The sequence below is a fragment of the Streptomyces kronopolitis genome (assembly GCF_014646275.1).
GTDB lineage: Bacteria > Actinomycetota > Actinomycetes > Streptomycetales > Streptomycetaceae > Streptomyces > Streptomyces kronopolitis.
Genome location: NZ_BMND01000025.1, coordinates 51,181 through 63,234, shown reverse-complemented (window position 1 = coordinate 63,234; position 12,054 = coordinate 51,181). Strand labels below are relative to the sequence as shown.

The 12,054-nt window shown below is 70.4% G+C and carries 8 protein-coding genes and 1 tRNA gene; 4 read left to right on the top strand and 5 right to left on the bottom strand.

Features of this window, described 5'->3' with window-relative positions:
- Window positions 1–167: 167 nt before the first annotated feature.
- Window positions 168–1,727, top strand: a complete 1,560-nt coding sequence (gene purF, locus IEY78_RS24225) for an amidophosphoribosyltransferase (RefSeq protein WP_189101585.1) — start codon at window positions 168–170, stop codon at window positions 1,725–1,727.
- Window positions 1,728–1,761: 34 nt separating this feature from the next.
- Window positions 1,762–2,832 (top strand): phosphoribosylformylglycinamidine cyclo-ligase, encoded by a 1,071-nt coding sequence (gene purM / locus IEY78_RS24220; protein ID WP_189101584.1) that lies wholly within the window; start codon window positions 1,762–1,764, stop codon window positions 2,830–2,832.
- A 177-nt stretch (window positions 2,833–3,009) separates the two neighbouring features.
- Here purM and IEY78_RS24215 read toward each other — a convergent pair whose 3' ends face one another.
- Window positions 3,010–3,255: a DUF3073 domain-containing protein gene (locus tag IEY78_RS24215; protein WP_189101583.1), complete on the bottom strand. Its 246-nt coding sequence runs from the start codon at window positions 3,253–3,255 to the stop codon at window positions 3,010–3,012.
- Between the two features lie 364 nt (window positions 3,256–3,619).
- Window positions 3,620–4,738 (bottom strand): Leu/Phe/Val dehydrogenase, encoded by a 1,119-nt coding sequence (locus tag IEY78_RS24210; RefSeq protein ID WP_189101582.1) that lies wholly within the window; start codon window positions 4,736–4,738, stop codon window positions 3,620–3,622.
- Window positions 4,739–4,936: 198 nt separating this feature from the next.
- Between IEY78_RS24210 and IEY78_RS24205 the strand changes: the two genes are divergently transcribed.
- Together IEY78_RS24205 and bldC are read left to right on the top strand one after the other, a co-directional pair.
- Complete coding sequence (locus IEY78_RS24205) at window positions 4,937–5,773, top strand: DUF8083 family protein (RefSeq protein WP_189101581.1); 837 nt, start codon at window positions 4,937–4,939, stop codon at window positions 5,771–5,773.
- A gap of 512 nt (window positions 5,774–6,285) precedes the next feature.
- Window positions 6,286–6,492 carry a developmental transcriptional regulator BldC gene (gene bldC / locus IEY78_RS24200; RefSeq protein ID WP_003949541.1) on the top strand — a complete coding sequence of 69 codons (207 nt, stop codon included), beginning with the start codon at window positions 6,286–6,288 and terminating at the stop codon, window positions 6,490–6,492.
- Between the two features lie 527 nt (window positions 6,493–7,019).
- Here bldC and IEY78_RS24195 read toward each other — a convergent pair.
- From IEY78_RS24195 to hrpA, 3 genes are all read right to left on the bottom strand, one after another.
- The gene (locus IEY78_RS24195) at window positions 7,020–7,253 is read right to left on the bottom strand and encodes a DUF6274 family protein (protein WP_189101579.1); all 234 of its coding nucleotides are present in this window, start codon (window positions 7,251–7,253) and stop codon (window positions 7,020–7,022) included.
- Window positions 7,254–7,622: 369 nt separating this feature from the next.
- Window positions 7,623–7,697 (bottom strand) — tRNA-Asp (locus IEY78_RS24190).
- A gap of 93 nt (window positions 7,698–7,790) precedes the next feature.
- Window positions 7,791–11,897 (bottom strand): ATP-dependent RNA helicase HrpA, encoded by a 4,107-nt coding sequence (gene hrpA, locus IEY78_RS24185; RefSeq protein ID WP_373294234.1) that lies wholly within the window; start codon window positions 11,895–11,897, stop codon window positions 7,791–7,793.
- Window positions 11,898–12,054 lie beyond the last annotated feature (157 nt).

Sequence of the window (12,054 nt, the reverse complement as noted above, 5' to 3'; positions counted from 1 at the left end):
GGCGGCGCAGCAGGTGGGCCAAGGGATCCGGGGTGCGCCGGGGCGGCGGGCCGCCCGTGCGCGGGCGTGGGCACGCCAAGCCGAGCGGCCGCTCGTTCATGCACTCATCCAGGTCCGGGACCATCCCCGGTTCGGATGAATCCGCGACCTGCCCTAGACTCGGTGCCGTGCCACGTGGTGACGGACGACTCAGCCACGACCTGCTCCCCGGTGAGAAGGGCCCCCAGGACGCTTGCGGCGTCTTCGGTGTCTGGGCTCCGGGTGAAGAGGTCGCCAAACTCACCTATTTCGGGCTGTATGCGCTGCAGCACCGTGGACAGGAGTCCGCGGGCATCGCGGTGAGCAACGGCTCCCAGATCCTCGTTTTCAAGGACATGGGCCTGGTTTCCCAGGTCTTCGACGAGACTTCGCTCGGCTCCCTCCAGGGCCATATCGCCGTGGGCCATGCCCGCTACTCCACCACCGGTGCCTCGGTGTGGGAGAACGCCCAGCCGACGTTCCGTGCCACCGCGCACGGCTCCATCGCGCTCGGCCACAACGGCAACCTGGTCAACACCGCCGAGCTGGCGGATCTGGTCGCCGCGCTGCCCCGTGAAGGCGGCCGGGCGACCCAGGTCGCGGCCACCAACGACACCGACCTGGTGACGGCCCTGCTGGCCGGCCAGGTCGACGAGGACGGCAAGCCGCTGACCGTCGAGGAGGCCGCCCCGCGCGTCCTGCCGAAGGTCATGGGCGCCTTCTCGCTCTGCTTCATGGACGAGCACACGCTCTACGCCGCCCGCGACCCGCAGGGCATCCGCCCGCTGGTCCTGGGCCGCCTGGAGCGCGGCTGGGTGGTGGCCTCCGAGACCGCCGCCCTGGACATCTGCGGCGCCAGCTTCATCCGAGAGATCGAGCCCGGCGAGATGGTCGCCATCGACGAGAACGGCCTGCGCAGCAGCCGCTTCGCCGAGGCCCGCCCCAAGGGCTGCGTCTTCGAGTACGTCTATCTCGCCCGCCCGGACACCGACATCGCCGGCCGCAACGTGTACCTCTCCCGGGTGGAGATGGGCCGCAAGCTGGCCGCCGAGGCGCCCGCCGACGCCGACCTGGTGATAGCGACTCCGGAGTCCGGCACCCCGGCCGCCGTCGGGTACGCCGAGGCCAGTGGCATCCCCTACGGCTCGGGCCTGGTCAAGAACTCCTACGTCGGCCGGACCTTCATCCAGCCCTCGCAGACCATCCGCCAGCTCGGCATCCGCCTCAAGCTCAACCCGCTCAAGGAAGTCATCCGCGGCAAGCGCCTGGTGGTCGTCGACGACTCGATCGTCCGCGGCAACACCCAGCGCGCCCTGGTCCGGATGCTCCGCGAGGCCGGCGCGGCCGAGGTCCACATCCGGATCTCCTCCCCGCCGATCAAGTGGCCGTGCTTCTTCGGCATCGACTTCGCCACCCGCGCGGAGCTGATCGCCAACGGGCTGAGCGTGGAGGAGATCGGCAAGTCCCTGGGCGCCGACTCGCTCGCGTACATCTCCATCGACGGCATGATCGAGGCGACCACGATCGCCAAGCCGAATCTGTGCCGCGCCTGCTTCGACGGCGAGTACCCGATGGACCTGCCCGACCCGGAGCTGCTGGGCAAGCACCTCCTGGAATCGGAGACCGCGAGCCGGACCAAGTCCGATGTGGACGGCGTCCAGACGCTCACCGCCGGGGTCGGCGGCGCCGACGCGCTGCGTCGCCCGTAGAGCTCGTACACACACGACAGGAAAGTTCTCAGCCATGTCCGCTGAATCCTCCGGTGCCAGCTACGCAGCCGCGGGCGTCGACATCGAAGCCGGCGACCGCGCCGTGGACCTCATGAAGGAGTGGGTCAAGAAGGCCACCCGCCCCGAGGTCGTCGGCGGCCTGGGCGGCTTCGCCGGCCTCTTCGACGCCTCCGCTCTCAAGCGCTACGAGCGCCCGCTGCTCGCCTCGGCGACCGACGGCGTCGGCACCAAGGTCGACATCGCCCGCAAGATGGGCGTCTACGACAGCATCGGCCACGACCTCGTCGGCATGGTCGTCGACGACCTGGTGGTCTGCGGCGCCGAACCGCTGTTCATGACCGACTACATCTGCGTCGGCAAGGTCTACCCCGAGCGGGTCGCGGCCATCGTCAAGGGCATCGCCGAGGGCTGTGTGCTGGCCGGCTGCGCGCTGGTCGGCGGCGAGACCGCGGAGCACCCGGGGCTGCTGGGCGCGGACGAGTTCGATGTCGCCGGCGCCGGCACGGGCGTCGTCGAGGCGGACCGGGTCCTGGGCGCGGACCGTATCCGTACGGGCGACGCGGTGATCGCCATGGCGTCCTCCGGGCTTCACTCGAACGGGTACTCGCTGGTCCGCCACGTCCTGTTCGACCGCGCGGGAATGGCCCTGGACCGGGAGGTCCCGGAGTTCGGCCGGACGCTCGGCGAGGAGCTGCTGGAGCCCACCAAGATCTACTCGCTGGACTGCCTGGCACTGACCCGCACCACCGATGTGCACGCCTTCTCGCACATCACCGGCGGCGGCCTGGCCAACAACCTCGCCCGGGTGATCCCGGACGGTCTGCACGCCACCGTCGACCGCGGCACCTGGACGCCGGGCGCGGTCTTCGACCTGGTCGGCTCGGCCGGCGCGGTCGCGCGCGGGGAGCTGGAGAAGACCCTGAACATGGGCGTCGGCATGATCGCCGTCGTCCCGCAGGAGTCGGTGCAGGCCGCCCTGACCACGCTCGCCGACCGCGGTGTGGACGCCTGGGTCAGCGGTGAGATCGTCGACCGCGGTGACCGCGCAGAGGCAGTGACCCTGACCGGTGACTACGCGAGCTGAGCAGCCCGACCGGGCCGGCGCCCGCACCGGAAGCCACCGGTGCGGCGACCGCAGCCGTCGTCGGACGCTGCGCGGCGGCCGCCGTGGCCAGCGTCATCCGGGCAGCACAGAACCCGGTCCGGGCAAAGCCCAGGACCGGGTCCGCGATGCTGTTGCGGGTGCCGCGAGCGCAGAACGTCAAGCGCGACGACGTTGCTGGGACGAGTCGCCGTCGTCCTCATCGTCGTCGTTGTACAGCTCTGCGTACCGTGCGTACGGGTCGTCGTCCTCGTCCTCCTCGAACGGCTCTGCGTTCGGAGGCTGCTGGTTCGACGGTGTTGCACCCAGCTCGTCGGCCAGTCGTGAGAGATCCGTCCCACCGCTGCTGTACTTCAGCTGGCGGGCGACCTTTGTCTGCTTGGCCTTGGCCCGGCCGCGCCCCATGGGTCGACCCCCTCAATGACGGGGCTCGATGGCCCCAGAGTCTTGACACGCGTTCATGGATCAGAGCGGGCTCTCGACAGAGAGACCGGCCCGTAGGGCTTTAACGGTACCTGCTTCCGCGGCCATACGGTACGTCGCCCGCATCACCCGCCGCTCGGCACGACCTGCGAGGCGCCCCGTCCCCGCTGGTCAACTGCGATTTTAACCTGTCCTGCACAGCGACCCGCCGACGGGTGGTGAGGGAAGTCTCCCCCGACCGCCCGCGACGGGCCGCACAAGGCTGTGTTTCAGGCCGTTCCCGGCCGTTCCCGGCTGTTCCCCACCCGCCCCGGCCGTTCCTCCGCCCGGGGCCGGTCGCCGGGTCTCAGGCGCGCCGCGCCTCCGCCATGCGCTGTTCGGCCAGCCGGTCCGCGGCCGCGGCGGGCGGGATGCCGTCGGCCTTCGCACGCGCGAATATCGCGAGCGTGGTGTCGAAGATCCTCGCTGCCTTGGTCTTGCAGCGCTCGAAGTCGAAGCCGTGCAGCTCGTCGGCCACCTGGATGACGCCGCCGGCGTTCACCACGTAATCGGGGGCGTAGAGGATGCCGCGGTCGGACAGGTCCTTCTCGACGCCGGGGTGTGCGAGCTGGTTGTTGGCCGCGCCGCAGACCACCTTCGCGGTCAGCACCGGCAGCGACTCGTCGCTCAGCGCACCGCCCAGCGCGCACGGCGCGTAGACGTCCAGCCCCTCGGTGCGGATCAGTTCCTCGGTGTCCGCGGCGACGGTGACCTGCGGATGCACGGTGCGCACCCGGTCGACGCAGTCGCCGCGCACGTCCGTGATCACGACCTCGGCGCCGTCCTGGAGGAGGTGCTCCACCAGGAGGTGGCCGACCTTGCCGACGCCCGCGATGCCGACCTTGCGGCCGCGCAGCGTCGGGTCGCCCCAGAGGTGCTGGGCGGAGGCGCGCATGCCCTGGAAGACGCCGTAGGCGGTCAGTACGGAGGAGTCCCCGGCGCCGCCGTTGGCGGGGGAGCGGCCGGTGGTCCACTCGTTCGTGCGGGCGACGACGTCCATGTCGGCGACGTAGGTGCCGACATCGCAGGCCGTGACGTAGCGGCCGCCGAGGGAGGCCACGAACCGGCCGTAGGCGAGCAGGAGTTCCTCGGTCTTGACCAGGTCGGGGTCGCCGATGATGACGGCCTTGCCGCCGCCGTGGTCCAGTCCGGCCAGGGCGTTCTTGTAGGACATGCCGCGCGAGAGGTTCAGGGCGTCCAGCACGGCCTCCTCCTCGGAGGCGTAGGCATGGAAGCGGGTGCCGCCGAGGGCGGGGCCCAGGGCGGTGCTGTGGATGGCGATCACGGCCTTGAGGCCGCTGGCGCGGTCCTGGCAGAGAACGACCTGCTCATGGCCCCCCTGCTCCGATCGGAACAGGGTGTGCAGAACGCCGCCGTCGGTGCCGGCGGGGGCCGGACGTACGTCAGTCACGGTGGTGACTCCCATAGGTCGCGAGGGGACGCCCTCCTGTGGGTGGGGAGGGCCGGTTGACAAGAGCGTAAGACCTGCCGGGCAGGTTGATCCGTCAGGTGCTCAGGATCACCCTCTCCCGGGGGACGGGCATGGGACGATCTGGTCGTATCGCAGGCCGGCGGGGGCCTTCGGGATCTCCTGGCGGCGGACTCCCCCTTTGAAGGAGCGGGCGTGGCCCTGGCGTCGTCGGTGAAGGTCCCGTACATGGCATATCTACGGGTCTATGAGCCGCTGGCCGCGTTCCCCGAGCCGGAACGCTCCCACTGGGCGCGCTATGCCAAACGGGAGGACACCCCCACCGCCCAGGACGAGCAGCGCCGGGCGCTGGCCGACCTGCTGGCGACGCCTCCGGTGCCGGTGCCGGTCCACGAGAGCGCGGACGCCTTCGTCGCCGTCGTGGACGAGGTGACCTGCGTGTGCCCGTGGCGCACCCGGCTGCGCGGCTGGCAGGCGCTGGAGGAGCTGTCCGAGCTGCTGCCGGCGTCGGTGCTGGACGCGGCGCTGCCCCCGGTGGTGCGGCTGCAGGCGGCCACCGACTACGAGCGGTGGCGCGAGGGCAACCCGGACGCCCGGCCCTGGATCCGCGGGGCGACCTGGCACGTCCCGGTCCGCTGGTTCGTGCTCTTCGACGACGGGGAGCGCGAGTACGCGCAGCGTGACCAGGCGCCCGTGCTGCGTTACCGGACGCCGATGGTGCAGGCCAGGCGCCGGGTCGCCCGGGGGCTGCGGACGCTGCGGGACGCCTTGGAAGAGGGGCCGCTGATCGACGGCCTGGTAGATGTGGGGCGCTGGCTCGAGGAGTTCCACCCGCGTTCGCTCGTGGAGCTGGACTACGGAGGGCTGGTGCACGCGGTGCCCGAGGGGCAGCTCGCCGAGGACCGTTCCGCCGCCGAGGTGGCGGAGGGGCTGGCGGCGCTGCGCGACGGGGACGGCGAGCGGGCCGGTGTCGCGTACGAGAAGCTGTCCCAGCGGTGGCGGGCGGTCCGCGAGCGCCAGTTCTCCAGCTGAGGCCGGCGGGCGTCCCGCGGCTCGTGGTGCGGAAGCGCTGCGTACGATTTCCCTGCCGAAGCGGTAAAGGACGTAGGTCCTGATCCGGGCGATTGCCTCAAGCGTGACCTAAAGCACTGACTTCGGGTCTTGCTCCCAAGCCATACCCTCGTGCCAAAATAGGACAAGGAGCCCGACCTGGGCTCCTTCCGTCCAACTAAGGGCGGATAGATCGGTATTGCGTTCCTTGAGGGGTCTCGTGGCGGCTGAGCATGCTGTGACTGATCGTCACGGCCGTGTGACTGTCCGCTATGGCACGGTCCATCGGCATCCGCCGAGGTTGAACACCTGAGAGGGCAATTCCATCGGTTTGGCCGACGTGGCTGGACAGATGGTGTAGTTGTAGTGCCGAGGACAAGCCGTTCGTCCTATAACCGACTCGGCCCGCGTCCGCCATTTCGGGCAACGTGGGTCAAGGTGCAGAATTTAGAGGAAAGAACCGTGATGGTTCGGTTCTCCCGAGGAGGCCGCTCATGACCGCTCGCACCCCTGACGCCGAGCCGCTGCTTACCCCCGCCGAGGTTGCCACGATGTTCCGCGTGGACCCGAAGACGGTGACCCGCTGGGCCAAGGCAGGCAAGCTCACGTCCATCCGCACGCTCGGAGGACACCGGCGTTACCGCGAGGCTGAGGTCCGCGCACTGCTCGCGGGTATCCCGCAGCAGCGCAGCGAGGCCTGAATAACCGCATAACCAGGCTGTTTTCGGGGCCCCCAACCCGAAAATGCCTGCTTCGCACCACCATGCTCCACATAGCTCCATATGACGCGGCGCCTGCCCCAACGGGCGCCACACCCGCTCCACCTGGGTACGTCATCGATCGCGCTGGACTCCGCCGGGTCCAGCGCGATTTTTTTGTGTGCGCCCGCTTCCGGGCCCGCCGTGGGGCTCGGGCCGGCCTGGCGCCGGCGCCCTCCCGGATGCCGGTCAGGGTGCCTTCACGGGTCCTGTGAGGGCCTCTGTGTGCGGACGTGGCGGCCTCGTTCCGGAGCCGTTCACGGGTGGTGCAATTGCACATATTAAATTGACCGGTTGTAGGGCAGCGGTAAGTTCCGCATCTCGCCAAACTTGTTCGGTGACACCCGTCACACCGCGCGCGCCTTGAAGCCGATCCGTCCGCTGCGATAGAGGACGGCGCCCGCCCGGCGCCGCACCCACCACGACATCCAGCGTGTCAGCGCGCGGCCGGTGGCGCATGCGGCAATTGGTCACCGGGCCGCAGGACTTTCGTCCTCGGCGGCCGGCGGCTCGCGGCGGGCCGCAGGGGGTTCGGGAGCGGACCGGGGCGCCGGAGTCCCGGAGCGGGCCGTGTGCGGCTCCATGGCGAGCCGCAGCAGCTGGTGGCAGATGGGGCAGTGCCGCGTCAGATGGCGGTAGCCCGTGGCGGCTGACAGATGGGCCCGCAGCAGCGCCCTGGTCTCGTGCCGTACCGCAGTGCTCATCACGCACCCCTCCCCGCCCCGCACCCTTCCTCCGTGGGTACCGGGGGTACGTGCCGCCGTCAACACCGCGGGCCGCAATCCGGCTGCGGCCCGCACCGGGCGGAGCGGGGGAGGGGAGCGGCACTACGGCGGGTGTCCGGGAGAAGGTGGACGGCGGTACGGGGCCGGATCCGAACGGTGTGGGGGGCCGGGGCGGCGATGCCGGCCGTGCGGGCGGCATCGCGACGTTCGGGACGGCGGGGTGGCCCGTGCCGGGCGGCGACGCGGGCCGCGGAGGGTGCTCCTGACGGAACGTGGGAGCGTCCGCCCGGGAGTGGGCTCGGATACAGCAGTACGGCCCGCACCGGAGAGGTGCGGGCCGTAGAAATGCGGTCCTGACGGGATTTGAACCCGCGGCCTCCACCTTGACAGGGTGGCGAGCACTCCAAACTGCTCCACAGGACCTTGCGTGTGCTTTCCGCTTGCGGCGGGCTGCGAAACAAGACTGTACAGCAGGTCAGGGGGTGCGGTCGAACTCGATACCGGTGGCCCTGATTCCTACGGCGCGGCGGCGTCCACGGCCTTCACGATGCGCTTGTCGGAGACCGGGTACGCGGTCCCCAGGGCATGGGCGAAGTAGCTCACCCGGAGCTCCTCGATCATCCAGCGGATCTCCCGGGCCGCGGCCGGCACCGGGCGGCCCTGCGGGAACTGCTCCAGCAGCCAGGCGTATTCGTCCTGCATCTCCTTCACCTTCGCCATGCGGGTGCGGTCCCGCTCGGCGTTGGTGGGCAGCTGCTGCAGACGGCGGTCGGCGGCCACGAGATAGCGCATCAGGTCCGGCAGCCGCTTGGCGCCGTGCGCCGTCACGAAGCCCGGCCGGATCAGCGCCGCCAGCTGCTCCTTGATGTCCGTCAGCGACGGCAGCAGGGAGGGGAACGCCGTCTCCTTCAGCCGGCGCTCGCAGGCCTGCCAGGCGGCCAGCACCTCCTGCACCTGCTGGATGGTCCGGAGGGTGACGTCCACCAGGTCGGTACGGACGGCGTCGAAGAGCTTCCGGAAGGACTCCTCGTCCCAGGCCGGGCCGCCCCGGGCGGCGATCAGGCGGTCGGCGGCGGCCGTCACACAGTCCTCGAAGAGCGCCGGGATGGAGCCGTGCGGATTGCGGGACAGCGCCAGCTTCTGCTGATTGCTCAGCTTGTCCTGGGCGAACTTGGCGGGGTTGGTGGGGATGTTGAGCAGGATGAGGCGGCGGGTGCCGGCCCACATCGCGGTGAGCTGCTCGGCCTCGGTGTCGAAGAGGCGGACGGCGACGCTGCTGCCCTCGTCGACCAGCGCCGGGTAGGCCTTCAGCGGCTGGCCCGCGCGCCGGGTCTCGAAGGTGCGCGGCAGCGTGCCGAGGGTCCAGGAGGTCAGGCCGGTGCGCTGCTCGGGGCCGGCCGCCGTCCGCTTGTCGGCCCCGCCGCCCGCGCCGCCGCCGGTGCGGTCACCGGCGGGCCGCTCGGCGCCCTGCTCGAAGGCCTTGGAGAGGGCCGCCCTGGTCTTGGGCTTGAGCTGCAGCCGCAGCGCCTCCAGGTCCTTGGCCTCGGCGAGCTTGCGGCGCCGCTCGTCGACCACCCGGAAGGTGATCTTGAGGTGGTCGGGGATCCGGTCCGGGTCGAAGTCCGCGGCCTCGACGGGGACGCCCACCATGCGCTGCAGGCCGGCCGCCAGAGAGGTCGTCAGGGCGCCCTGGAGGGGGACGGTGGAGTCCAGGAAGCGGGCCGCGAAGTTCGGCGCGGGGACGTAGTTGCGCCGGATCGGCTTGGGCAGCGACCGGATCAGCTCCGTCACCAGCTGCTCGCGCAGGCCCGGGATCTGCCAGTCGAAGCCCTCGGCGGAGACCTGGTTGAGGACCTGGAGGGGGATGTGGACGGTCACGCCGTCCGCGTCCGCGCCCGGCTCGAACTGGTAGGTGACCTTGAACTTCAGCTTTCCCTGCCGCCAGGAGTCCGGATAGTCGTCCTTGGTGACGGCCTCGGCGGATTCGTTGATGAGCATCGAGTGCTCGAAGTTCAGCAGCTCCGGCTCGTCGCGGCGCTTCTGCTTCCACCAGGCGTCGAAGTGCGCCCCGGAGACCACGTCGTCCGGCAGGCGCCGGTCGTAGAAGTCGAACAGCGTCTCGTCGTCGACGAGGATGTCGCGGCGCCGGGCGCGGTGCTCCAACTCCTCGACCTCGCCTAGGAGTTTGCGGTTGTCATGGAAGAACTGGTGGTGGGTGCGCCAGTCGCCCTCGACCAGGGCGTTGCGGATGAACAGGTCGCGCGAGGTCTCCGGATCGATCCGGCCGTAGGCGATCTTGCGCTGGGCGACGATCGGGACGCCGTAGAGCGTCACCCGCTCGTAGGCCATCACGGCGGCCATCTTCTGTTCCCAGTGCGGCTCGCTGTAGGTGCGTTTGACCAGGTGCTGGGCGAGCGGTTCGATCCATTCCGGCTCGATCTTGGCGTTCACCCGCGCCCACAGCCGGGACGTCTCGACCAGCTCCGCCGACATCACCCAGCGCGGCGCCTTCTTGAAGAGCGCGGAGCCGGGGAACACCGCGAACTTGGCGCTGCGGGCGCCCAGATACTCGTTCTTGGCATCGGTGTCCTTGAGGCCGATGTGCGAAAGCAAACCGGCGAGCAGCGAGGTGTGGATGTGGTCCGGCGCCGCGTCCTCCTCGCTGAGGTGGATGCCCATGGTCTTGGCGACCGACCGCAGCTGGGAGTAGATGTCCTGCCACTCGCGTATCCGCAGGTAGTTCAGGAACTCGCCGCGGCACATCCGGCGGAAGGCCGAGGAGGACAGCTCCTTCTGCTGCTCGCGGATGTAGCGCCAGAGGTGGAGGAACGCGAGGAAGTCGGAGCTCTCGTCCTTGAAGCGGGCGTGCTGCTGGTCGGCCTGCTGCTGCTTGTCGGCGGGCCGCTCGCGCGGGTCCTGGATGGACAGCGCCGCCGCGATGACCATGACCTCCCGGACGCAGCCGTTGCGGTCGGCCTCCAGCACCATCCGCGCCAGCCGCGGGTCGACCGGCAGCTGGGAGAGCTTGCGGCCCATCGGGGTCAGCCGCTGCCCCTGCTGCCCCGACCGGTCGGACTTCTTGCCGGTCTCCAGCGCGCCCAGCTCGCTGAGCAGATCGATGCCGTCCTTGATGTTGCGGCGGTCCGGCGGGTCGATGAAGGGGAACTTCTCGATCTCACCGAGGCCGGCCGCGGTCATCTGGAGGATGACGGAGGCGAGATTGGTACGCAGGATCTCCGCGTCCGTGAACTCGGGACGGGAGAGGAAGTCGTCCTCGGAGTACAGGCGGATGCAGATGCCGTCGCTGGTCCGGCCGCAGCGGCCCTTGCGCTGGTTGGCGCTGGCCTGCGAGACCGGCTCGATGGGCAGCCGCTGGACCTTGGTGCGGTAGCTGTAGCGCGAGATCCGGGCCATGCCGGGGTCGATGACGTACCGGATGCCGGGGACGGTCAGCGAGGTCTCGGCGACGTTGGTGGCCAGCACGATGCGCCGGCCCGTGTGCCGCTGGAAGACGCGGTGCTGCTCGGCGTGCGAGAGCCGCGCGTAGAGGGGGAGGACCTCGGTGAACGGCAGGGCCTTCTTGTGGAGCGCGTCCGCGGTGTCCCGGATCTCCCGCTCGCCGGAGAGGAAGACCAGGATGTCGCCGGGGCCCTCGGCCTGCAGCTCGTCCACGGCGTCGCAGATCGCGGTGATCTGGTCGCGGTCCGCGTCCCGGCCGCCCTCCTCCAGCAGCGGGCGGTAGCGCACCTCCACCGGATATGTACGGCCGGAGACCTCGACGACGGGGGCGGTCGGCTTCGCCTCGTCGTCGCCGGACGCGTCCGGACGGGCGGAGGCGCCCCGGCCGTCGGCGGCGTCCACGGCGGCGAACGCGCCGAAGTGCCGGGCGAAGCGCTCCGGGTCGATGGTCGCGGAGGTGATCACGACCTTGAGGTCCGGGCGGCGGGGCAGCAGCTGGGCCAGATAGCCGAGGATGAAGTCGATGTTGAGGCTGCGCTCGTGGGCCTCGTCGATGATGATCGTGTCGTACTGGCGCAGCTCGCGGTCCGTCTGGATCTCGGCGAGCAGGATGCCGTCCGTCATCAGCTTGACCAGGGTGTCGCCGCCGACCTGGTCGGTGAAGCGGACCTTCCAGCCGACCGCCTCGCCCAGCGGGGTCTTCAGCTCCTCGGCCACCCGCTCGGCGACCGTACGGGCCGCGATCCGGCGCGGCTGGGTGTGCCCGATCAGGCCCCGCACGCCCCGGCCGAGCTCCAGGCAGATCTTGGGGATCTGCGTCGTCTTGCCGGAGCCGGTCTCCCCGGCGACGATCACGACCTGGTGGTCGCGGATCGCGGCGAGGATCTCGTCCTTCTTCTGGCTGACCGGAAGCTCTTCGGGATACGTGATCCCGGGCACCGCGGCGCGGCGCTGGGCCACCCGCAGCTCCGCCTCGTCGATACCGCCGGCGATCTCGGCGAGCACGGCGGTCCGCGCTTCGGGCTTACGGATCCGGCGTGCGCCGTCGAGCCGGCGTCCCAGCCGCTGCTGATCGCGCAGCATCAGCTCGGGCAGACGCTTGTGCAGATCGGACAGGGTGGGAGCGGTGCCGTCGGGCATTGCGGAGGCAGGCTGACTGGACATACGTCCTCCAGGATCTCACCTCGCGCAAACGACTGGCGAACCATTTGCCGGTGCGGGCGCCTCCCGGGCCCCGGCGCCGGCGCGGGGCACGTCGCAAAAACGGGTTCCCGGTGGTGCCGCGGGTGCGTGAGGATGCCGCCATGGAGAACGGATGACG

Excerpts from the sequence above, each read along its gene's own strand:
- purM (WP_189101584.1), top strand. The coding sequence starts at position 1,762 with ATGTCCGCTGAATCCTCCGGTGCCAGCTACGCAGCCGCGGGCGTCGAC.
- hrpA (WP_373294234.1), bottom strand. The coding sequence starts at position 11,897 with ATGTCCAGTCAGCCTGCCTCCGCAATGCCCGACGGCACCGCTCCCACC.
- IEY78_RS24210 (WP_189101582.1), bottom strand. The coding sequence starts at position 4,738 with ATGGGAGTCACCACCGTGACTGACGTACGTCCGGCCCCCGCCGGCACC.
- IEY78_RS24215 (WP_189101583.1), bottom strand. The coding sequence starts at position 3,255 with ATGGGGCGCGGCCGGGCCAAGGCCAAGCAGACAAAGGTCGCCCGCCAG.
- bldC (WP_003949541.1), top strand. The coding sequence starts at position 6,286 with ATGACCGCTCGCACCCCTGACGCCGAGCCGCTGCTTACCCCCGCCGAG.
- IEY78_RS24195 (WP_189101579.1), bottom strand. The coding sequence starts at position 7,253 with ATGAGCACTGCGGTACGGCACGAGACCAGGGCGCTGCTGCGGGCCCAT.